Here is a 22103-nt window from a genome sequence, read left to right as displayed (position 1 = left end):
CGGCTTTTAAATTTATATAACCAAGAAATCTCTATGTATAATTAAAGAGAGCACTACTATTAAATCTAGTAAACTAATAGACTTGATATATAGATTAGCCAGCCACACGGGGTAATAGAAAATCTCCTCTGCCACACTTACCAGGTGTAAGAGTAAGAAAAGTAACCCACTCGATGCGACACATAAGATAAGGTAAAATCTTGATATTCTCCATTTTTTAGAATTAATTTCATAAACTTATAAATTAACTAAAAAATCAATTATGCAATACAAAAAACCGAGTACCCTAATAAGGATCAATAAAAAATCAGTGAATGATACTAAGAGTTGTTATTATAGGAACGAAATTGTAGAAAACTCACAAACGTAGATTCAAGCGGGTAGTGCTTTTCATCAGCTTTAAAAGCACTTGGCTCAAACATTCGCGCAAAACTCAGCCGTGTAGTGATTAAAACCATCCATAGCATCAAACTATTTATCAAATCACTCAACAATGGCAAGAAACTAAGTGATGAACTAAACAACTCTAACTTATACGATGACTCTATTAAGGCTGTGGATATTAAAACTTTTCTTTGAAAGGGTATGATCAGACCAACTGTAGCTAGAAAAGTAGTTATATATTATGACAATGATAATTCCCGGTTAAATCATGGGATTTCAATTACACAAAAAACCTAAAATACACAGCATTAATTTAAAAAGAGCATAAATATAAAAATTTATTACCTATATATTAGCTAAGAAGAAAACCTTTTCTTTATTGCAAAAAAACCAAGTAAATCCCGATTTAAAATAAGAACTGAAATCATTAAGATATCAACAGAATTCACTAAAATAGTATATAAGTGCCAAAACCACCAAGAATCTTTATTTTCAAAGAAATGGAGATCAATGAACATTATAAAGAATAACATTGAATTTATTGACAAACCTAAAAACACGTAAAAAGATGCTGTACAGAACTCTATTTTTCTTAGTTTATGAATTAAGTAAATAAGAAGTATAACGAGTAAATCATATGCTATCCATTCCAGATAAACCCAATAGCTAAAACTTAACTTTACTAAATGATTACTTATAAAATAAGAAGTCGCCATAACAGCTGAGGTAATCAGCAGAGAGAGTTGTCTATTAATTCCAGATACATAAAAGAAAAGGTTAAGTAGAAAACTCAACCCCATTCCAATAACGATAATAGTATCAAAGTGTAAAGATAACTCCGATAATGCATTACTCAGCTGGACTATAATATGTACTCTCCCAAACCTCTAATCTTTAGACTTAGGCCTCGCGCCACCGCCTCGAGCCCCAGAAACAGAGCCTAGAATTGACTTACTTATTATGACCTTACCAGAAAGCTCTCTATTCTTACTAGCACTTTTCGCTGGTTTGCTTTTTTTTGCTAACATTTCAATTGATATAAACATAATTTCCCTCAGTTCCAATATTAACTCTTTGACACTTCATGCCCGAAGTGTCAAAAAGCCATGACCATTGAAATTAGGCAAATACCAAGCCACAATGTTAAAAAAATTAACAACAAAACCAAGAACAGCAACACAATCCCAAAAAACAAAACAAAAAAACTATTGAGTATCGATTAAGAAGCCTACGCAACATACCTACACGATATAAATTTACTGGATTTATTGGTTAACATAAACTCCATTGCAACTTCATCACAATTGTCCTTTCTTAAACACAACTCACAATCCTTCATGACTTTTTCAGGTAAACTTTCTTTAGTGCAATCAATAAATCCTTGCTTTGTAAAAAAACCAGGCACCCTTGTTAACACAATGATGCGATGTAGCGCCAATTTTTTAGCTTTAGACAATAAATAGTCAACTAATTGCTGCCCCTGACCTTTGACGTCAACGCTTGGGTTAATACCTAATGAGCGAATTTCGGCCAAACCAGTATCATAAATATACAATGAAGCACATCCTGTTACTTTTCCATCCACTTCTGTCACTGCAAATTCATTGATTGAATGTACCATGTCACTTTTGGCCCGCGGTAGGTTCTCTCCGACCTTAGCCCAGTACTGCACAAGCCCAGCAATTGCTTCTACATCATTTAACGTCGCATCTCTTACCGTAATTTGCCGTTTTTTTTTCGCAGTTTTAATCGCATCACTTACTTGCGGCAAAGATGTGCCGCCTATCGCTTGCCGTGCGGCAATACATGCGTCAATTTCTAATACCGGATAAACATCTTCCTCAATGGCATCACAAACAGCTTTAAACTCCTCAATAGGAAGCTGTTCAAGATTTTTCTGCTTCGCAATTGCTACTTGAACTAGCTCACCAACAATATGATGCCCTTCTCTAAATGGGATCCCTTTGGCCACTAAATAATCAGCAAGTTCAGTGGCATTGGCGTGTCCCCCTCGCGCCGCTAATAATGTGCGTTCAGAGTTGACTTTCAGCCCGTTTAAACACGCTTGCGCCATATGAATACAGGCTAACCAAGTTGGCATTGCATCAAACAACCCTTCTTTATCCTCTTGCATGTCTTTGTTATATGCAAGTGGCAGCGCCTTTAGAGTCATCATCATGGCACTAAAAGCACCAAATACTCGCCCAGTTTTGCCTCTTATTAACTCTAAGGCATCAGGGTTTTTCTTCTGAGGCATCAGTGATGAACCTGAGGTAACACTGTCGCTGAGTTCGATAAATCCAGCTTCTCCTGAATTGTAAAAAATTAAATCCTCAGCGAAGCGCGATAAATGAATCATTGAAATACTGGCACAGCTCAGTAATTCTACGACGAAATCTCTATCTGAGACTGAATCTAAGCTATTTCTTGATGCTTCAGTAAAACCGAGTGTAGACGCCAGAGCTTGCCGATCTATGGGGTAAGCTGTGCCAGCCAAGGCTCCACAACCAAGAGGGCACACATTCAAGCGTGCAATTGCATCATTGAGCCGTGACTCGTCACGTTCAAGCATCTCGACATAAGCCATACACCAGTGACTAAATAGTACTGGTTGTGCACGTTGTAAATGCGTATAGCCAGGCAGGATAGTACCAAGCTCACGTTCTGCAACCGCTATAAAGGCAGCTTTCAAGCTACCGATTGCGGTCAATATTTGCTCCGCGCTTTGACGACTCCACAACCGGAAGTCTGTTGCAACTTGATCATTTCTACTGCGCCCAGTATGAAGCTTCTTCGCCAAGTCACCCACTTTGCCGATAAGCTTAGCCTCAACGTAAGAATGAATATCTTCAAACCCTGATGTGGCAACTGCAGTCGGGTTTTCCTCAACCTCAGATTGTAGCTGCTGTAACGCGTTGACCAACTCTTGATGCTCATTACCAGTTAAAACATCAACTTGCTGTAATGCGCCTGCCCATGCAATTGAACCAATTATGTCCTGCTCTGCCATTTGATAATCAAATGGCAATGAGTCATTAAATTGCTTAAATGCAGCGTCAGGGCCTGATGAAAACCGGCCACCCCATAATGCCATGTCTATTCTCCAAACTCAGTACAATTAAATCTGACTATTTTGCTTTACTATTCAATGTTGCTATTCTGCTTGATAATGAAAACAAGCGAATAAAACCTTCAGCATGAGACTGGTCATACACATCGTCATCCCCAAATGTTGCAAAATCTTCACTATATAAGCTATTCACCGACTGCTTTTGTACCGCATGAACCTGACCTTTATACAGCTTAAGTACAACTTCGCCCGTCGCCAGATCTGATAACGCTTCTGCGCCAGCTAAAATGGACGCTTTTAATGGTGTAAACCAACGACCGTCATAGACCAAATGCGCAAACTCATTACCTAATGTTTCTTTCCATTTTCGACTAGATTTATCAAGTACCAGTTCATCTATCGCTTGTAATGCAGCCATCATGACTGTGCCACCCGGTGTTTCATAGCATCCTCGTGATTTCATACCAACTAAGCGATTCTCAACAATATCTATACGGCCTACGCCATGCGGTGCAGCCAAGTTATTTAATTGAACTAAGCAATTATACGGGCTATAACGTTCACCATTTACGGCAACCACTTGTCCTTTCTCTACAGAGACCGATATGTACTCAGGCTGATCAGGGGCCTCTTCGGGAGAGTTAGTCATAGTCCAAACTTGTTCACTCGGTTGGTTCCACGGGTCTTCAAGTTCACCTCCTTCATGTGAAATATGCCATGCATTTGCATCTCGACTATAAATTTTTGTCGCAGATGCGGCACACGGAATATCACGCTGCGCTAAGTAGTCCAATAAAGACTCACGACTGGTCAGGTCCCACTCTCGCCAAGGTGCAATTACATCAAGATCTGGTGCTAAAGCCGCAAAGCATGCTTCAAAACGTACTTGATCATTACCTTTGCCAGTACAACCATGGGATAACGCATCTGCGCCAACTTTACGTGCTACCTCAACCTGAGCTTTTGCAATAATAGGTCGAGCCATAGAGGTACCTAACAAGTAAGTGCCTTCATAAATTGCACCTGTTTTTAAGGTCGGGTAAATGTACTCACTGACCATTTCTTCTTTTAAGTCAACAATGTGGCATTCAGATGCACCTGATGCTATGGCTTTCTCTTCAACACCCGTTAGTTCATCAGCGCCTTGCCCTACATCAGCCACAAATGCGACAACTTCACAGTCGTACGTTTCTTTTAACCAAGGTACGATTGCCGATGTATCTAGACCACCTGAATATGCCAATACTACTTTCTTAAATTTACTCATGATCTTCCTTACAGATAATTTGGGTTTAACAACGAGACCAATAATGCATTTTGCGCATGCATCCGGTTTTCAGCTTGTTGAATAATTTTTGAATGGGTGCCATCCATCACTTGTGACGTAATTTCATACTCTCGGTGCGCGGGTTGGCAGTGCAATACACAGCTGGCACCGGTTTGATCTAATAAAGTTTGATTAACTTGATAAGGCATAAATGTCTGTTTTACATGTTCAAGTGGTGTATTGTCGCCCATCGAAACCCACGTATCTGCATACAGAACATTTGAACCAGCGGCTGCTTCGACCCTGTCGCTAATCAAAACAGACGCCCCATTAACAGCCGCAATTTGCTCTGCTTGTTTTACTATCTGCGCATCGGGAGAGTGCCCTTTGGGGCACACCACAACGAAATCTGTTCCAAGGGTAGCCGCCAGCAACATCAACGAATGTGTTACATTATTGCCAGCTCCTATAAATGCCAGCTTAAGTTTACTGACATCTCCATAAACCTCTTGCAAGGTTAAAAAGTCTGCTAGTGCCTGACATGGGTGATACAAGTCACATAAACTATTTACAATGGGAATGCTCGAATTTTCTGACAACGTCGTCAATGTGCTGTGATGATTCACTCGCGCTACCAAACAATCAGCCCAAGTGGCAATATTCAACGCAAAATCACGCACAGACTCTCGACTGCCCATCGCGCCATTTTGTTGATCTAAATAAACAGCATGTCCTCCGAGTTTATTAATGCCAATATCAAAAGATAATCGCGTTCTTAAACTTGGTTTCTCAAATAGTGTAACGACTGATTTTCCGGCCAGTGCCTGACTATATTCTTGAGGTTGTTGCTTAATATTTAGCGCTAAATTAAGTAATTGTAAGGCTTGGTTTTTATTCAATTCCAAACCTGTTAAAAAATGTGTCATCATCGTATTTATTCCTAAGGTGTAACTTGTGTTCCAGCATGTTTTCCGCCAACCAGAAACGAGAGGTTTTCTGGCTTTTGCCAACTTGAAATGTACACTCCTCGTCGTAAATATTGGGCTGCGCGAAGGCTGGTCTTTACTTTGACCTCCATTCCACCCACGATGACTCCTGTTTCAATAAGCATGTTAATCCCCTCAGCATTCAGATGCCGAATAGGCTGCTTATTTTTATCTAATACGGCTTCTACATCAGTCATAAAAACGAGTTCAGCACCGAGTGCACTTGCGATAGCTTCCGCAGCTTCGTCTGCATTCACATTATATAACTGCCCATCAGGACCAATACCTATTGAACTTACAACCGGTAAACGGCCCATTGCCAACAACTCTGGGAGCACACCGCTTTTCCCAACTTGGCACTGGCCAACTTGGGCTAAGGCTTTTAACTTTTGCGTGACTGTTATGCCTGCTTCATACAAACTACAACCGAAAGGTTGCAAATTTGCGACAATAGCTTGTGCCATTAGCTGCTTATTTGCGCACCCAGACAACGCACCAATAATATATGGCATTTGCTCTTTTGGACTGATCCGTAACCCTTGATGCTTTGCCGTTGCAAATCCAGCATCACTTAACCACCTATCAACTAATGCCCCCCCTCCATGGACCAATATGAATTGGTTGCTTGGGTGACATGTTGCAATTTTAGCCATTTCTTTAAACAACTCTGTCGCTGCATCATCTTGATTTAAAACTGCACCACCCACTTTAATTACCCAGGTCTTCATACGTTATTTTCCTTTAAACCGAGGTAACTAGGCTGTTCATTGACAATATTCATGCACTGAATTGCTTGTCCCGCAGCCCCCTTTAGTAAGTTATCGATGGCAACCACCACGATAAGCTGCTCACCTTGTTGCTGCCACCCAATGTCTACGTAAGGCTGTTTAGCTACCCCTTTAATTGAAGGCAAAACACTGCCTTTTAAGCGAATTAAAGGCTCATCAGCAAGCACTTGATACGCTTGTTCAACATGCGCGGCACTCGTATTAGGCTTTAACTTGATATAAATTGTTTCTAAAATGCCTCGCGCAAAGCAGCCCAAATGTGGCGTAAATAAAACAGGGTGTTCAAGGTATTGGGATATTTCAGGGGTATGGCGGTGATTAAACAACCCATATGGCGCAAGTGAAACCTCACAAAAATGCGTCGCCATATTGGCTTTTCTACCCGCCCCAGTAACACCCGACACCGCATTGATAATGACGGGCTCATCCGAAATTAAGTTGTTATCTTTCAAGGGCTTCAGTGCATTAAGAGCTGCAGTAGGGTAACACCCAGCTACCGCGATCAATTGTGCCTTTTTAATCTCCGGTGCATACCACTCAGCTAAGCCATATTGCGCTTTTTCCAGCCAACCTGGGGATGGGTGCTCAAATCCATAATAGTTATCATAATCATCACTGTTTGCTAACCGGTAACCACCAGACAAGTCAAACACCTTTTTTCCTAGCGCTAAAAACTTAGGTGCTAACTCAACGCTCACTTTATGATCTGTGCACAAACACACATAATCAGCTTGATCAGAAATAACGTTCAATGCCTGCTCAGTTAGCGGTAATAAAAAAGTGTCGAGCAAACCTGTATGTTCTGGATACAACTCACTCAATAACTTGTTTTTATCCAAGCTTTGCTCTGACACATAACAACCCTTCAGGGAGAAGTGGGGGTGTTTGGCTATTAAACTGGCAAGCTCTGCGCCGCTATATCCACTGGCGCCAATAATCACTACATTCTTCATCTTTTGTACTTTCTCTTAATATCAATTGCGTTTTTACATCGTTATAGAATTAAATAGTGAATATTTATCGTCGCATGCCAGCCCTTAAAATATATTTATGCTGAAAAAGTGAATTGATATTCATCTTAAACAGCTTTACATTGTTATGCAATTACTTTGAATAAATATTTTGGAAAATATTATGCAAAACCCAGATTTTTTATCTATGTACCAACAATTGATCGCCAGCCCTTCCATTAGTGCTCTCGATGAATCTCTAAACATGAGTAATCTAAGCACCATTAATTTGCTGGCCAGCTGGTGTGAAAACTTAGGCTTTAATATTGAAATAACTGAGCTGACAAGTGCCCCGGGGAAATACAATTTACTTGCAAAGCGCGGTGAAGGTGATGGTGGTTTAATGCTTGCTGGTCATACGGATACGGTCCCATTTGATGATAGCCGCTGGAGCCAAGACCCTTTTAATTTAACGATCAAAGACAATAAGTTATATGGTCTTGGTACAATTGACATGAAAGGCTTTTTTTCCTTTGTATTAGAGGCTATTAGTCAGCTAGATACAGCAAAACAAACTGCCCCGATTTTAATTTTGGCCACCGCAGACGAAGAAACAACCATGGCTGGCGCACAAGAAATAGCAAAACATCCAACCCTAAAACCTGAGCGCTGTATTATTGGAGAACCGACCGATATGACACCCGTTTTTATGCATAAAGGCCATATGACTTCAGCGATTAGAATAATTGGTCGTTCAGGGCATAGCTCAGATCCTGAGCGAGGGCTCAATGCGATTGAAATAATGCACACCGTCATTGCAAAGCTATTACAGTTAAAAGAAAAGATAAAGAATAAATATTCAATTGAGGATTTTGCAATCCCCTACCCAACACTTAACCTAGGACATATTCACGGCGGAGATAATGCAAACCGGATTTGTGGCTGTTGTGAATTACATATTGATATACGCCCGCTCCCAGGGCTTAGTATCCAAGAGTTACAACTGCTGTTACTTAATTCTATAAAATCCATCAATGATGAGTACCCCAATAGCGTCTCGGTGATTGATATGCATGAGCCAATTCCGGCTTTTAATGGTGTAAAAGATAGTGCGTTAGTTAGCCTTGCTGAAAAAATATCAGGGGAAAAAGCGGTTGCGGTAAATTATTGCACGGAGGCCCCCTTTATTCAGCAATTGGGATGCGAGACGATTGTGCTGGGGCCAGGTTCGATTAAACAAGCTCATCAACCCGACGAGTACCTTGCCATGGAAAAAATAGCGCCTTCACAACAGATAATCACGCAGTTGATCAAAAGCTGCTGCTTTGAATAATGTGATATGACAAAAAAGCGCCGAATGACGCTTTTTTAGTCGTTATTTAATACTAAATCGGTGAACCTGGTGGGGTTTTGATGGCTTTAAAGCTACCTAACCATTTACCTGAAATTAAAAAGTGCTGTACTTGCTCTGACAAATAATGCTTAAACGCACTATCGCCTTTACTAACATCATTAAACAATCCGCTCTGCGTATAATCAGCCACTAGCTGCGCTAGATAAAAACGCAGCTGTGCCTGAACCTCTGGGTCTACTTTATCACTCAAGCTTAATTCAGCCAATTTCTTAGCCGTTAAATACTGCACACGCTGTGCTAGTTTCTCGCCCATTGCGGTGTCTGAACGGTGGCCAAATACATATCCATATGTCTGACTCAGTAGGTCATCTAAGCTAAACGCTGCTGATGTTCTTGCTCCTTGCTGCGCAACACGATTTAACCTCTGAGTATTGAATAACAAATTAAGTGTATGGTTAACTGATACTTCAGGTAATGCCATAGCATCAAATGTTAAACCAGTACGTCCATAAACACTTTCTCGTGTTTTAGACTCCCCATAAGCTTTGGGGGGTAACAACGCCAAAATTGATTCTGGTATTTGCAGTGTCTTTACATCAAGGGTTGCCAACATCGCCTTTAGTGCCTGTTGTTGCTGTGCTTTTGCAACAACTTGTGCCCCTTTTATGGGATGTTCACCACGTATTTCGTAATCATAATCAACGCCGCCAATCAATTTAACCGCTGACTCAACTTGAAAACGATGAAATAAATATAATGGCACTAACTTTTCTTCCAATTGTGATAGCGCTTCACCCGTTTGCAAATTATTAATCCCAAACGTGCTCAAAGCTTGGCTACGCACATCTAACACCCTTAATAACTCTAAAGATGGATCATTACCATTATCCCAAAGATGCGCTGTCGGGTGAGCACCGCCTTTCGCTCGCGCATCTCTATCAGAAATAAACTCCAATCCTTGGGTGCGATTTTCAGCCAAAATAGCTTTCAACCCTTGTGCTTCATTAGTCGCAGTGAAGTCACTGTACCCATACTTTATAACTTGCTTATCCCATGCTCCCATGCCTTTTGCATAGCCCTGAGTAATATCCAACTTACCTTCGTTATTAAAGCTCACTAACGGATGTGGATAGTCCATTACTGACGCCCTATCTTTAATCGATGCCGAAAAGTTATGTGCAATACCTAAAGTATGCCCTATTTCGTGTGCACTTAGCTGACGAATACGGTCAAGTGCCATGGCATGTAAACGCTCAGTTACTTCATCACCCTTAACAAAAGGTGCAGCTAATGCTTGAGCAATTAAAATATCCTGTCGAACACGCAAAGAACCCAGCGTAACGTGTCCTTTAATAATTTCACCGGTTCTCGGGTCTATGACTGACGCTCCGTAAGACCAGCCTCGTGTTGCTCTATGCACCCATTGAATAACGTTATAACGAATATCCATAGGATCGGCATTTTCTGGTAATATCTCTACTCGAAATGCATTTTTGTATCCTGCGGCAATAAACGCATCATTCCACCATGTTGCGCCATCTAATAATGCGGTTTTCACAGGCTCTGGTACACCTGGATCAAGGTAGTAAATAATAGGTTTTATTGGCTCACTCACGGCAGCCACAGGATCTTTTTTTGCTAAACGATGACGCGGAATATATCGTACATACATCGACTCCCCCAGTGGAGCCGAGTAATCTTTATGCTCAATACTCCAATACCCTGACTGCGGATGAAATTGACGAGGTGTGTAATTGCTATCAGGCAACTTTACCAAAGAATGGTGCTGATGGACCGTGATAGCATATGGGTCTGCACTGACTTGACGTACAAATTCACCCGGTTTATTGCCTTTAAATGTCAATAAAGCTTCTAATTCGGTATTATCAACAAATGCTTTTGAACGTGGCATAAATACGGCACTTCGTCCGCTATCTAAACTAAAATTCCCTTGCTTACGTGCTGCAAGGGTTCGACTTACGCCGTGTACATCACTTAAAAGATAAGGGGTATAGTCAACCAATACACTGTCATCATCTTCAGCAACCACTTTAAAGCCATGGAGTATGCTCGATGCAAATGCCTCTTTCACACTTTGTTGTTCTGCTGCATTGTCTGAACTGGCTTGATAATACGAGTTTAAAGCACGTAACATCACTTTATTTCCGAAACGTTCAAATTGCACCATATACGTGCCGCCTAGCTGACCTCGGTCTAAACCAATGTCATTTGAGCCAACACCGTATGGCAAGCTATGCTGTAATAGGAATGGCTGTTTAAGTTTATCAATGTCTAAGTAAATTTTGCCACTGTTGTTATCGGCAAAAAACGTATAATAGCCAGGAAAATGATTAAGTTTATCGGTAAACTCATCAATAGACTTAATTGCTGCGTGCGCTTGAGTTATCATAGCGCCTAGCAAGGTGCAGAGAATATAAGGTAGTAACCTAAATTTTTGCATATTCTTACCTTTGTTATTAGTGGTTTTAATGGTCATCATGAGCCAAGTATATAAAATTGTATACAAAGTTCAGCCATTTTAAGACGAAATTCAGCGCGGTTGCTGTTATCTCTCACATTAATTGACTGCAACCAAAACGTTATCAGGATCCAAAACTATGCGTAGACTGCCCCCAGTGTTAATTGAAGATGGTTGTTCTAGAGAATTACTTTCACTTATTCGTACTATTTTAGCTGCATGTAAAGAAATTTCATTTCGTGTTGGTCAAGGCGCGCTGTCTGGCGTACTGGGCTCAACATTAGATGAAAATATTCAAGGTGAAACGCAAAAGAAACTTGATGTGTTATCAAACCAACTTCTAAAAGACATTCTACTTGAATCAGGTTACGTTAAGGCGATTGCTTCTGAGGAAGAAGATTATACCGTTGCGGGAAACCCTGATGCAGACTATATCGTGGCTTTCGATCCACTTGATGGCTCATCCAATACCGATATCAATTCATTGGTTGGCACTATTTTTTCAATAATGGTTGCCCCAAAAGATTCTGATCCCGCGGATCCTGCTATTTTTATGCAACCGGGTCACCAACAAGTGGCTGCTGGATATGTCTTATATGGCCCCTGTACCACATTGGCACTGACAATTGGTAAAGGCACGCGTATTTTTACACTTGATAAAACACATGGCAGTTTCTTACTTACTGAAGAGTTTGCGCGTATTCCTGAAGAAACTCAGGAATACGCTATTAACGCCTCGAACCAGCGCCATTGGCAGCCAGCCATGCAGAACTATATCAATGATTTACAAGCAGGAAGTACGGGGCCACGCGCAAAAAACTTTAACATGCGCTGGATTGCGGCAATGGTAGGTGATGTGCATCGCGTGTTATGTCGTGGTGGTCTATTTACCTACCCTGCCGATACTAAAAACCCAGAAAAACCCTATAAACTGCGTTTACTTTATGAGGCAAACCCGATGGCTATGCTTGTAGAGCAAGCTGGCGGCGTTGCTCATACAGGTGAAGAACGTATTATGGATATCGAACCGGATGCTATCCACCAACGCGTAGCAGTGATCTTAGGATCGAAAAGTGAAGTAGAAACCTGTTTAAGTTACCACAAGTAAATTATTCAGTTAAATAAGAAAAATAGCGGCTCTTGCTGCTATTTTTCACAGGCTGCAGACTCGCGAATTAATTGCAACCACGTCTCAAGCGCAATCGAACGTCCAACCAGTGCTATTTTTGGCAATCCCCATGCGTGTTCAATCCAATCACAAATGCTTTTCTCTAGCGTTGCTTCTAGCTCTAAATACCCTGCATCCAACCAATAATACAGCTCACAATCGAAATCGTCACAGCGGCTCGCATCTAAATAAACACTACCAATACATTGGTCATTACTTACCGAAAAGACACTAAATGCAAATGCAATTTGCTCTTTAAATTCCCGATGATGCTGGGCAAGTGAGGCACGATTTTCCTCAAGTGTCATATCTGCTTTAGGCCAGTCCATAATGCCTTTAAAGAAGGTGCTCAAGCGCGTTTGGTTACGCATAACAACCGCATAGTCAGCCTCCGCAACACTAGGCTCTAAAATCACGAGCTTAAACTGGTTATCTTGATAACCATTGAAAATAATTTTTGGTGTCAACCCATTCACTTAAAGCACCTTATCTTTGTTCTTACTTGCTATTCTATCAATGTCTGCAGCGTACGAACTTTCTCTAACGTTAATGATCCCATTTGCTCTGGGTTCGCTAGCGCATACAATGCCCCTTCAATTTGGCGATGATCTATATCGCCTCGTATCTCTAACAAGCCAGCCCACAATTCTAACTCATCAATGGCAATATCCAATGATAGAACACGTTGTAAAACATAAGCTAAGTCCTCACGAGTTAACGTATAAACAACTTTATCTTGCGCAAAGTGTATTAACGCCGAATAAGCGTTTTCTTGCTGCTCAGTAAAACGTACAACAGCAGTAAGTGCATCTAGGTGGGAGAGAGAGTTAACCATAAGTTCCTGTATCTATTAAATCTGTTGTGCAATTTAGTCACATAATGAGCAAAGCATATATTTGCTCAATAACACCTGCCTTCCCAAAGTTATGGTAGTATCTGTGCCTCTTTAAGCATTTTATCTATATGGGTCAAGCTTATGCACTGTGATGACTGCCAACAAGTTTTATCTTGCACCACAGATGAAAAATGCTGGTGTATGACGCTACCAAACATTATGCCTCTACAATCAGATAAAAACTGCTTCTGCCGCAGCTGCTTAATCAAAAATACACGTAATTATATTGAAAATATGGCAAATCAACCTATTCAACAGCAACTCAAGCTTGCACAACAGCACGCCTCTTCCCACTCATTTTTAGAAGGGCTTGACTACGATATAGAAAATGGCTTGATGGTCATGACCCGATGGGCACATTTAAAGCGCGGTAAATGTTGTGGTAATGGCTGTCGACATTGTCCATTTTCAAAAGCTTAGTGCGGTTATATCATTGTTTATCACTTTAAGTTACTTCCACTTTCACACCTAATGGGCAATTCGTTACAAAATTGCATACTTCCCCATTCATTCCATGAACCATCATATACCCCCAGCTTAGTATAGCCACATTCATCTGCTGCCAACGCCAATATACAAGCGGTTACTCCAGAACCACAGCTAAACTGTAAAGCTTTCCCTTCACACCCAAGCAACCTGAATAGCGCCTGCAGCTCCCCTATGGAACGTAATAAGCCTCGTTCAGTTAATAATACGTTATAGTATAAATTTTTACTATTGGGGATATGACCACTACGCATACCTGTTCGCGGCTCTTGTTCACAGCCCGAAAAACGCAATGGGCTTCGTGCATCTAACAACAGACTAGACTCGTCTAAAATCGCTCTAAGCACTTCATAACGTTCAATAAACTGCCAACCATCAGCTCCTTGGATAACAGTAAAGTTCCCCATTGAGTTAGGCGTACTGTGTTGCTGTTGAACAGGAAAACCATGGAGTAGCCACTCTGGCAGTCCGCCATCCATTATAAATACGTGTTCGAACCCCATGTTCTTGAGCATCCACCAGCCTCTCGCAGCTGAAAAAAGCCCAGAATCATCATAAAGTACCACCGTATCATTTTGATTCACGCCTAATTGGCGCATGTGTGACTGGAACTGTTTCGCATTACACATCATATTTGATAATTGCGTTTTTGGATCTGATAGTGCATCACTAATATCAAAGCGACCAGCACCTCGCACAACGGCACAAGGCTTGTAAGGGCCTGCCATTCCTGGCTTCACAATCCCAGCATCAAACACAGATACTTTATTTAGATTCTCTGCAACCCAACTACAACTTTTCACATTTTTCATAAGGGCTCTATGTTATAATTTAACTTCAGATATCACGTACTCTAGTACTAAGCCGAATAAAAACAGTAATATACTTTACCCATTGCTATGAAAATAATAAATAACAAAAAAATTATTGGTCCAATATTAATCGTATTACCCAAATTTATTGGGGATGTCATTAATACGCTGCCCGCATTAGAATTATTGAGTAAACTGTATCCCAAGCAAAGCATTTGTGTACTAGCACGTCCCTACTTATGTGAATTATTAGAAAAAACCACCATATCCAACCTCCAAATTATTGAAGACAAGCGTGATGCCGCTTTTCAAAAACAATCTTTATTGAGCTTGGCCAAATATCTAAAATTTTATAATTTCTCACTGGCAATACTGTTTAGAGGCTCATTACGAGAAGCTATTTTATGTAGATTAGCGCGTATAAAACTTACCGTCGGATATGCACAAAACTTGCGCTCAGGGCTACTGAGTCACGCGCTTAAACTCAACCCATGCCATCACTATATTCATAGATACTGCCGATTAGTCAACGATACTCATGGTCAGCCTTTTAATGATTACTCTCTACCCACATTAGTACCGAGCCCATTAGAAAAGGCCCTGCCTTCAAACTCAATCTTAAAAATCGGACTCTATTTTGGTGGTGAGAACAAAGGCAGTCGTCACTACCCCATTGGGTTATCTCAGCAAATACTCACTCAGTATGCCGATCAGTTTCCGTGTCACTTTTATCTCTTTGGTGATAAAACCGAAAGCACAGATAATGCACGCTTACAACAACGGTGTACTGATAAGAGTATACAGCTGACAGACCTAAGTGGTGCCACTACTTTACCCGTACTTATCGATTATATTGCAGTCATGGATTTAATGATTAGCATCGATTCCGGCCCGATGCATATGGCTTGTGCTGTTAATACCCCCTGTGTCGCGCTTGTCGGTTTCGGCACATCAGCTTGGTCCTCTGTAGAACCCAAAAACAACGCCTTCGAAGTAATTAGAAATACGAGTAAGAGCCTAATTGAAGCCAATATCATCACGTCAATTACACCAAAAAGCGTGGTGATTGCCGGCAAAAAACTGCTGGAGCGCTAACATTCCCAAACTCGCATAGTTTTTGGTATTATGCTTAAAACTTCTTTTACTTATACTGATATGTCATTACCTATATTTGTTATCAATATGAAGAACAGCGTTGAACGCTGGCAGAAAACGTATAACCGACTCCAGACCTTAGGTCTTGAATGTCAGAGATTTGAAGCCACTGTTGGCAAGTCACTCGATGAAACAGAAACCTCACATTGGTATGATCCCACCGCCAATTTAAAAAAGCATCATAGAAATATGACCCCTGGAGAGATTGGCTGCTATGTCAGTCATATGAGAATTTGGCAACATATACATGATAAAAATATTCCAGCCGCTATCATTTTTGAAGACGACTTGCTCATAGAAAATCACTTACAAGAGAATATTAATAACCTGTCCAAGCTTCAGGATTGGGATATGATCAAGCTTTCAGATAATCGTGCTAACCCATTTATTCATACTGAGACTTTATCAAGTCAAGTGGTTTTAGGTAATTACCTGAAAGTGCCTAATGGCGGGCAAGGTTATATAATAAGCCAGCAAGGTGTCAAAAAGCTGCTTTGCAGAAAACCTTTTTTTAGACCAGTAGACGTTGATTTCCAATTCCACAGTGAAATTGACTTGCAAGTATTCGGTATGAAACCTTATCCAGTTAGTGAAGATTTATCATTTCAAAGTGAAATTGCTGCTATTAATGCCGGCAGGCATTCAAATCACAGTACCTTTTTACGAAATGCAAAGCACCGTTTAGCTATGTATTTGCAACGTAAAAAAATCTCTGGGGATTTGAGCAAAGTCATTAAATCTCAATGATTTCGCTACGTAAAGGCGCCATTCTTGCTAATATTTGGTTCTGTAGCACATGAGAAACACCTGCTTCATTCATTGCTGTAATAAGTAGCTCAACGACTATGTTAAAGTCTCGAGTGGTAATATCCATACCTGTGTGTATTTGCACCATAGAATCCCCAGTATATTTGCATGGGCCATCCAACAATGCACACATATGCTGGATAAAACCAGTACGAAAGTGCATAACATTGGCCTCTTTAAAATACTGAATGATTGTTGGGTGTCTTCCTATTTCATTGATAAATGAGTCGATAATTCGCTCAATAGTAGGTTCACCACCGAGCTGATGGTACAAACTGACGTTCGCTTTAGGCGTAACACACGCATTTAACAATATCACAATGCAAAGCAGCCCTGTAACACGACCAAATAACCTCCCCATCAAAAGTTACCTGCTAAAGACAAGTACAAACCCTCTTGTGATGGCACTCCTGCAATCGACCCCAAATCTAACCACGCAGCTGTCACGTTCAGTGATTTCATAGGAAACCACGCAATAAATAAATTACGCCAGTGAGATTCGCCAAGTCCTAAATTGTGTGGTTTTTCTCTAAATTCAAACCCCAAAGCAAGCTGTGGAGCAACAAAAACAGCGGAGCTCATTTCAATATGCCAGCGCTTTGAAGCATATTTTCCACCAAAACCAAGCAACCCAATCTGATTTGCTTGTGTGTATCGCGCAGTGATATTCCAAAACCAATTGCGCCCATACAATGCGCCAAGGTGCAGTTTACTGGCTGAAAAATAAACGTCATTTCCTTGGCTAGCATCTGCGCCTAACGCACGAGCAATCGCACTATCACCTAATGACTTGTGCATCAGCCCCACACTCAACTGTGGCCAGTCACTATAAATTACATCACCATATAAACGTATTTTTGCCCCGAGTACCGATTGCTCAATCACACGATTAGACACCGCGACCGTAAAATTTTGTTCTGCGACACTTAGTTCCAGACGATCAAAAAAATTAACTTGTGCACCACAAACGTCTAATTGATAGTCTTGTAATTTAGCCCCACTGCAAAACGCACCCAAACTCCATTCGTCTTCTGTTGCATATCCTGATAATTGAGCCCACGGCACAATGCCGCCACCGCCACTCCCTTCTAATTGAGAAACACCTGGCGTTGCTAACAGCTTTCCTCCAGCATATAACATAGAGTGATACATCAAACATGCAATAACTACAACCCAGAAGCTAGCCCACTTCATGATATCGACCTAGCCAATCAGAAAAGTCCGTTGCGGTCAGTGGTCTGCTTAAATGATAACCTTGTGCATAATCACACTGCATGTCTTGCAATAAAGTAAGTGATGGTTGATTTTCCACCCCTTCAGCTACCACACAAAATCCAAGCTGATGGCCAAGTGTGATTGTCGAATGAACAATACATTGGTCTTGGTGCGATTCATCTAACTTTAAAATAAAAACTTTATCTAATTTTAACTCATCTATTGGCAGCATTTTTAAACGGCCTAATGACGTTTGCCCGACGCCATAATCATCTAAAGAAATCATCACACCGAGTGCTTTCAATGCTTTTAGTACCGCAATACCTTTTGCTTCATTTTCAATCATATCGCGCTCAGTCAACTCAACGGTAATTAACTGTGCTGGTACATTATTGTCAAGAAGCACTTGTTTTAAATGTGGTAGAAATCCGTCATCTGCAATATCTTGTGCCGACACATTAATGGCCGCTTTCATCGTCAACCCTTCAGATAACCAGTTACTTACCTGCTTAACTACCGTTGCCACAACCCACTGTGTCAATTCAACAATAAGTCCTGACTGTTCAGCTAAATCAATAAATAATTCAGGAGACACCCAGTCACCGTTAGTTCTTTTCCAGCGTATCAATGACTCAACTTTGTCTATTTGCTGATTGATTAAATTCAACTTCGGTTGATAAGTCATAAATAATTGGCCATCGTCTGCAACCAATGCCTGTTTTAACTCATCTATAATTTGCAAACGCTCTAAATGCTCTTCATCTTCCCCATCTTGGTAGTAATAAATCTCTTCACCCGTTTGCGCTGCCGTGTCTACCGCAATTAACGCTCTACGAATTAAATCATCCGGTGTTTGCGCCTGCGCAGGGTAACACACAACCCCTACACTAAAGCGTAATGTAATGTCTAAACCTTGAATGGTATAAGAGCTTGTCAATGATTGCAGCAATTGGCTTACGCATGCTTGCTTAGTACTATCCGGCTTTGCTGCTAGCACGGTTAAAAACTCATCGCCTCCTAAACGTGCATTAAAGCCATTCAATGATTCTGTCGCTGTTTTCATTCGCTCAGCAACCGCTTGAATACAACTGTCCCCAACTCTTGGGCCCAACTTATCATTGATATGGCGCAAACCTTTAATATCAATCGCCACCAAATAAAATTGCTGTGACGCCGATAAATGCTTACTGAGCAAATCGAGTGCCGCACTGCGATTATAAAACCCGGTTAAATTATCATGACGAGCTTGAAAGCGAATTTGCTTCTCACGAGTTTGAATATCCTCCCCCATCTCGTGAAACGCATCAACCAGCTCACAAATTTCTTTACTGGGTCTCGTCTCGGTTAATGATGCTAAATAATTGCCCTGAGCAAACTGTTTGGCCATCACGGTGAGCTGTTGAAGCGGGGTCGTCAGATTATTCGCCAATATGCCACTGGTAATGAAACCAATTAAGATTGTGCCACAAGACAAGAAAATAATGGTCAGCACTAATTGATCAAACTCGTGATAATGGCGACTCAGGTCGGCACTCAATACAACACTAATAGGATTATTCGATAAGGCTGCTAAGGGCACCTCGGCACTGATAAATACAGGATGCTCTTTAAACCAGCGATTAATTCTCTGGCCATGAATATAACCTAGTAAATCCTGCTCCGCAGGATGTTCAATAATCGAGCTTGCCTTTAGTCCACTCCCATGCCCAATAAAGCTCATTTCCATGCCTGTTAGCTCTTTCAACTCCAAAGCCACTTTTTCATCAATGGCAAACCCAACAATACTAAAAGCAATGGTCCTAGGCGCTTTGATAGGTAAAATAATTGCTTGATAAAGCTTGCCGCTGATCACAATGAAAGTAGAGCGCTCACCATTCGCTAACAAATCCTTCATCAATTCTCGGCTATCATCTGGTAGCACAATATCAGTTTGATTTGCTGAAATGAGCTTTCCTCGTACATCCAATAACAGCATTAAGTCAGCATCAATTCGCTGACTATGGTTAAATAACACACTGCTGATTGTATCTGCGTCTCGCGTTGCAACCGCTTGCTTAAACCCAAAATCCGCGGTAAGTACCGTTGCAGCTGTTACCAATAAGCGCTCTTTTGCTTTTAAATACTGTTGGTATACATTCTGTGCAACTTTAATATCTTGCTGGACTCGCCGCTCATTAAAATGGCTAGTTGACCACCAGAAGCTGACTAAACTTGCCATCGAAGTTAGTAACACTAACCCCACACACAATAAAATAATTCGATTCTTTAGACTAGTGCCCATGATGTTCCTTAAATACTTCACCAAAGGTGTTGCGAGGCAAAGGTGCTAACGTTGTTATTATAGTTATTTGTTGCTGTTTTCGCGCTGACCATTGATGCTGTTCACGCTGATTAATATCACCTACTTGTGTCTCATGCCATACTGTATAATCTTGCGTAAAGTCAGGTAATTCAACCAATCCTTTGTCATTACTGATATATACATGAGGATGGTTAGCTACATATATATAGCCAACCATTGAATCATGAATATTGCAACCTAGCACAACAATCCCACTTTGTTCAAAAATGATGGGCTTTTTAGGAGTGCCAGCATACAATTTTAATTCAAATGACTTCGCTTGCGAGAAAGAATAGACATGATGACGGATATCGTCACTGTTTGGAAAGCGCACTGATTGCCCTTTAGAGATTGCCAATAACCGCGGCGCAAAGCGTTTGCCTACTTGATCCATCACAGCAACCTCTGATGGCACAACTTTTATCATATCACCATCAAGCAGCTCAACAACAACGCCTGAAAGCGGTTTATGATGCTGATCTGTTAGCAGCAGTGTTTTCGCCAATAGCGCCTGCGGGCTCAAACAGCACAATATACATAAAATTATAAAAGTACGAATAACAAACATGAAAGGCGGACCTTGCCATCAAATTTTTACTTTAATTACTCTAAGTAAAAGTGACAGCCAGTCTAATTGCAAGGTATTTGCGAGATAACCCCCAATAAACAACATAAAGTGCTGTTTATTGGGCGAATAATATACTCTATGAAGAATAAATGTTTAGATAATTAATCCATAGTCAGTATCAAGAATCGCAATGACTTCTGCACGAGGGTCTGCTGGTATCTTTAACGGTCGCCCAACAATTTTACTCGCAATGCCCACATAGGTATCAGACACCGACATCATTACGTCTACTGGCAGTTTGTAGCCATGTGCGAGCGCTTCTCGCTCAGTCATACGATCTTTATTAAGCAGCACATCGCTGTCTGGCACGTTATTGATCAATAACTGTCGGAACCCTTCTTTTGAGTTTTCAACAATTTTACCATCACGGTACGCCGAGCCATCCCAAATTCGGCTTGAATCTGGAGTACCTACCTCGTCGATATAAATCAACTTTTGGCTGCCATCTTGCTGCTCTACATAACCAAATTCAAATTTGGTATCTACAAAAATTTGATCGAGCTTGGCCAACTCATCACTAATAAGCGCAAAACCTTCACTAAGTAGTTGCTCATATTTAGCAACATCTTGCTCAGTGTTAAAATTGAATGCAGCTAAATTATCAGTAATATTTTTGCGAGTAATATTCACATCATCAACGGCTGGTACATCAGCAATACCGGTAATGATCCCTTTCGTTGAAGGGGTGATCAAAACATCGTCTAGCTTTTGATTCGCTTCTAAACCTTCAGGTAAATCAATACCACAGAAATTACGTACACCTTTGCTATAGTCGCGCCACATGCTACCAGTAATGTATTGCCGGGCGATTGCTTCTACTTTCACTGTACTGGCTTTTCTCACAATCCACACATATGGGTGTGGAATATCAACAATATGATTGCCAGCAAGACCTGCATCATCAAATAGCTTAAACCAATGCGCTGCTACACTGTTTAACGCAATACCTTTACCTGGTACACCATTCAAACCATTCTCACCTTGCCAAATACAGTCAAAAGCTGAGATACGATCTGAAATAACCATAATCGCTAATTCAGTTCCATGGGGGACATCATACTGTTTATCTGTAATTAAACGGGCACTGTCTTCATCAGTTAACCAATACACTGAGCGTACCTTGCCACTATGTACAGCACCTTTAGTGCGAATTGGCAGATCATCATTTATGTCTAAAACTTTGTAGCTACTCATTATTACTCCAAGGCCGGATGCACCTTGCTAAAGGGCACAAAAATATGAGGGGGTTAGGAGGCGCTATAATAAGCTTTTAGGGCTTAAATCACAATCTATAGCCGCAAAGTTCGTACGAAAAGAC

General features: G+C 41.0%; 20 protein-coding genes. 5 read left to right on the top strand and 15 right to left on the bottom strand.

Features of this window, described 5'->3' with window-relative positions; all coding sequences use genetic code 11:
* Positions 1-1271: 1271 nt before the first annotated feature.
* The 6 genes from J8M01_RS13295 to argC form a co-directional block, all read right to left on the bottom strand.
* Positions 1272-1430 carry a hypothetical protein gene (locus J8M01_RS13295; protein WP_192505851.1) on the bottom strand — a complete coding sequence of 53 codons (159 nt, stop codon included), beginning with the start codon at positions 1428-1430 and terminating at the stop codon, positions 1272-1274.
* 182 nt (positions 1431-1612) lie between these two features.
* Positions 1613-3478 (bottom strand): argininosuccinate lyase, encoded by a 1866-nt coding sequence (gene argH / locus J8M01_RS13290; protein ID WP_211058317.1) that lies wholly within the window; start codon positions 3476-3478, stop codon positions 1613-1615.
* A gap of 34 nt (positions 3479-3512) precedes the next feature.
* Positions 3513-4721 carry an argininosuccinate synthase gene (locus J8M01_RS13285; RefSeq protein ID WP_211058315.1) on the bottom strand — a complete coding sequence of 403 codons (1209 nt, stop codon included), beginning with the start codon at positions 4719-4721 and terminating at the stop codon, positions 3513-3515.
* 8 nt (positions 4722-4729) lie between these two features.
* Positions 4730-5650, bottom strand: coding sequence for an ornithine carbamoyltransferase (locus J8M01_RS13280; protein ID WP_210996535.1), 921 nt, complete (start codon positions 5648-5650; stop codon positions 4730-4732).
* A gap of 11 nt (positions 5651-5661) precedes the next feature.
* Positions 5662-6435, bottom strand: a complete 774-nt coding sequence (gene argB / locus J8M01_RS13275; protein WP_211048041.1) for an acetylglutamate kinase — start codon at positions 6433-6435, stop codon at positions 5662-5664.
* Entirely contained in the window at positions 6432-7448 is a 1017-nt protein-coding gene (gene argC, locus J8M01_RS13270) for an N-acetyl-gamma-glutamyl-phosphate reductase (protein ID WP_211058313.1), read from the bottom strand. Before argC ends, argB begins: the two co-directional genes overlap by 4 nt.
* Positions 7449-7629: 181 nt before the next feature.
* On the opposite strand from argC, the gene argE reads away from it, so the two are divergent.
* A complete protein-coding gene (gene argE, locus J8M01_RS13265; RefSeq protein ID WP_211058311.1) occupies positions 7630-8778 on the top strand; it encodes an acetylornithine deacetylase in 1149 nt (382 codons plus the stop codon).
* 52 nt (positions 8779-8830) lie between these two features.
* Here argE and J8M01_RS13260 read toward each other — a convergent pair whose 3' ends face one another.
* The gene (locus tag J8M01_RS13260; protein ID WP_211058309.1) at positions 8831-11260 is read right to left on the bottom strand and encodes a zinc-dependent metalloprotease; all 2430 of its coding nucleotides are present in this window, start codon (positions 11258-11260) and stop codon (positions 8831-8833) included.
* A gap of 157 nt (positions 11261-11417) precedes the next feature.
* Here J8M01_RS13260 and J8M01_RS13255 point away from each other — a divergent pair, with 157 nt between their 5' ends.
* On the top strand, positions 11418-12386 hold the full coding sequence (locus J8M01_RS13255; protein WP_211058307.1) for a class 1 fructose-bisphosphatase: 969 nt from the start codon (positions 11418-11420) through the stop codon (positions 12384-12386).
* Between the two features lie 38 nt (positions 12387-12424).
* On the opposite strand, the gene J8M01_RS13250 is transcribed toward J8M01_RS13255, so the two are convergent.
* Together J8M01_RS13250 and J8M01_RS13245 are read right to left on the bottom strand one after the other, a co-directional pair.
* Positions 12425-12922 carry a hypothetical protein gene (locus tag J8M01_RS13250; protein WP_211058305.1) on the bottom strand — a complete coding sequence of 166 codons (498 nt, stop codon included), beginning with the start codon at positions 12920-12922 and terminating at the stop codon, positions 12425-12427.
* A 29-nt stretch (positions 12923-12951) separates the two neighbouring features.
* Positions 12952-13281, bottom strand: coding sequence for a hypothetical protein (locus J8M01_RS13245; protein ID WP_192505861.1), 330 nt, complete (start codon positions 13279-13281; stop codon positions 12952-12954).
* A 294-nt stretch (positions 13282-13575) separates the two neighbouring features.
* On the opposite strand from J8M01_RS13245, the gene J8M01_RS13240 reads away from it, so the two are divergent.
* Positions 13576-13761 carry a DUF5522 domain-containing protein gene (locus J8M01_RS13240; protein ID WP_211058303.1) on the top strand — a complete coding sequence of 62 codons (186 nt, stop codon included), beginning with the start codon at positions 13576-13578 and terminating at the stop codon, positions 13759-13761.
* A gap of 20 nt (positions 13762-13781) precedes the next feature.
* Here the strand turns inward: J8M01_RS13240 and J8M01_RS13235 are convergent, their stop codons facing one another.
* Entirely contained in the window at positions 13782-14639 is an 858-nt protein-coding gene (locus J8M01_RS13235) for a sulfurtransferase (protein ID WP_211058302.1), read from the bottom strand.
* An 87-nt stretch (positions 14640-14726) separates the two neighbouring features.
* Between J8M01_RS13235 and J8M01_RS13230 the strand changes: the two genes are divergently transcribed.
* Positions 14727-15734, top strand: a complete 1008-nt coding sequence (locus J8M01_RS13230; RefSeq protein WP_211058301.1) for a glycosyltransferase family 9 protein — start codon at positions 14727-14729, stop codon at positions 15732-15734.
* A 30-nt stretch (positions 15735-15764) separates the two neighbouring features.
* Positions 15765-16541 carry a glycosyltransferase family 25 protein gene (locus J8M01_RS13225; protein WP_247671131.1) on the top strand — a complete coding sequence of 259 codons (777 nt, stop codon included), beginning with the start codon at positions 15765-15767 and terminating at the stop codon, positions 16539-16541.
* Here the strand turns inward: J8M01_RS13225 and J8M01_RS13220 are convergent.
* From J8M01_RS13220 to J8M01_RS13200, 5 genes are all read right to left on the bottom strand, one after another.
* The gene (locus J8M01_RS13220) at positions 16528-16962 is read right to left on the bottom strand and encodes a group 1 truncated hemoglobin (protein ID WP_211058300.1); all 435 of its coding nucleotides are present in this window, start codon (positions 16960-16962) and stop codon (positions 16528-16530) included. The two genes, J8M01_RS13225 and J8M01_RS13220, sit on opposite strands and share 14 nt — an antisense overlap.
* Positions 16962-17795, bottom strand: coding sequence for a DUF3034 family protein (locus tag J8M01_RS13215; RefSeq protein WP_210996523.1), 834 nt, complete (start codon positions 17793-17795; stop codon positions 16962-16964). Before J8M01_RS13215 ends, J8M01_RS13220 begins: the two co-directional genes overlap by 1 nt.
* Positions 17782-20097, bottom strand: coding sequence for an EAL domain-containing protein (locus tag J8M01_RS13210; protein ID WP_210996522.1), 2316 nt, complete (start codon positions 20095-20097; stop codon positions 17782-17784). Before J8M01_RS13210 ends, J8M01_RS13215 begins: the two co-directional genes overlap by 14 nt.
* Positions 20087-20662: a methylamine utilization protein gene (locus J8M01_RS13205; RefSeq protein ID WP_247671130.1), complete on the bottom strand. Its 576-nt coding sequence runs from the start codon at positions 20660-20662 to the stop codon at positions 20087-20089. The genes J8M01_RS13210 and J8M01_RS13205 overlap by 11 nt, the downstream gene beginning before the upstream one ends.
* Before the next feature lie 216 nt (positions 20663-20878).
* Positions 20879-21979, bottom strand: a complete 1101-nt coding sequence (locus J8M01_RS13200) for a phosphoribosylaminoimidazolesuccinocarboxamide synthase (RefSeq protein WP_192505868.1) — start codon at positions 21977-21979, stop codon at positions 20879-20881.
* Positions 21980-22103: the final 124 nt, after the last annotated feature.

The organism is Pseudoalteromonas sp. MMG005, assembly GCF_018101015.1.
Classification (GTDB): domain Bacteria; phylum Pseudomonadota; class Gammaproteobacteria; order Enterobacterales; family Alteromonadaceae; genus Pseudoalteromonas; species Pseudoalteromonas aurantia.
The sequence above is the reverse complement of the archived record's forward strand: the minus strand, read 5'-3'. Positions and strand labels throughout refer to the sequence as shown.

Bases quoted from the DNA above. Each gene is read 5' to 3' on its own strand.
- J8M01_RS13295 (WP_192505851.1), bottom strand. From the start codon at position 1,430: ATGTTTATATCAATTGAAATGTTAGCAAAAAAAAGCAAACCAGCGAAA.
- argH (WP_211058317.1), bottom strand. From the start codon at position 3,478: ATGGCATTATGGGGTGGCCGGTTTTCATCAGGCCCTGACGCTGCATTT.
- J8M01_RS13285 (WP_211058315.1), bottom strand. From the start codon at position 4,721: ATGAGTAAATTTAAGAAAGTAGTATTGGCATATTCAGGTGGTCTAGAT.
- J8M01_RS13280 (WP_210996535.1), bottom strand. From the start codon at position 5,650: ATGATGACACATTTTTTAACAGGTTTGGAATTGAATAAAAACCAAGCC.
- argB (WP_211048041.1), bottom strand. From the start codon at position 6,435: ATGAAGACCTGGGTAATTAAAGTGGGTGGTGCAGTTTTAAATCAAGAT.
- argC (WP_211058313.1), bottom strand. From the start codon at position 7,448: ATGAAGAATGTAGTGATTATTGGCGCCAGTGGATATAGCGGCGCAGAG.
- argE (WP_211058311.1), top strand. From the start codon at position 7,630: ATGCAAAACCCAGATTTTTTATCTATGTACCAACAATTGATCGCCAGC.
- J8M01_RS13260 (WP_211058309.1), bottom strand. From the start codon at position 11,260: ATGCAAAAATTTAGGTTACTACCTTATATTCTCTGCACCTTGCTAGGC.
- J8M01_RS13255 (WP_211058307.1), top strand. From the start codon at position 11,418: ATGCGTAGACTGCCCCCAGTGTTAATTGAAGATGGTTGTTCTAGAGAA.
- J8M01_RS13245 (WP_192505861.1), bottom strand. From the start codon at position 13,281: ATGGTTAACTCTCTCTCCCACCTAGATGCACTTACTGCTGTTGTACGT.
- J8M01_RS13240 (WP_211058303.1), top strand. From the start codon at position 13,576: ATGGCAAATCAACCTATTCAACAGCAACTCAAGCTTGCACAACAGCAC.
- J8M01_RS13235 (WP_211058302.1), bottom strand. From the start codon at position 14,639: ATGAAAAATGTGAAAAGTTGTAGTTGGGTTGCAGAGAATCTAAATAAA.
- J8M01_RS13230 (WP_211058301.1), top strand. From the start codon at position 14,727: ATGAAAATAATAAATAACAAAAAAATTATTGGTCCAATATTAATCGTA.
- J8M01_RS13225 (WP_247671131.1), top strand. From the start codon at position 15,765: ATGCTTAAAACTTCTTTTACTTATACTGATATGTCATTACCTATATTT.
- J8M01_RS13220 (WP_211058300.1), bottom strand. From the start codon at position 16,962: ATGGGGAGGTTATTTGGTCGTGTTACAGGGCTGCTTTGCATTGTGATA.
- J8M01_RS13215 (WP_210996523.1), bottom strand. From the start codon at position 17,795: ATGAAGTGGGCTAGCTTCTGGGTTGTAGTTATTGCATGTTTGATGTAT.
- J8M01_RS13210 (WP_210996522.1), bottom strand. From the start codon at position 20,097: ATGGGCACTAGTCTAAAGAATCGAATTATTTTATTGTGTGTGGGGTTA.
- J8M01_RS13200 (WP_192505868.1), bottom strand. From the start codon at position 21,979: ATGAGTAGCTACAAAGTTTTAGACATAAATGATGATCTGCCAATTCGC.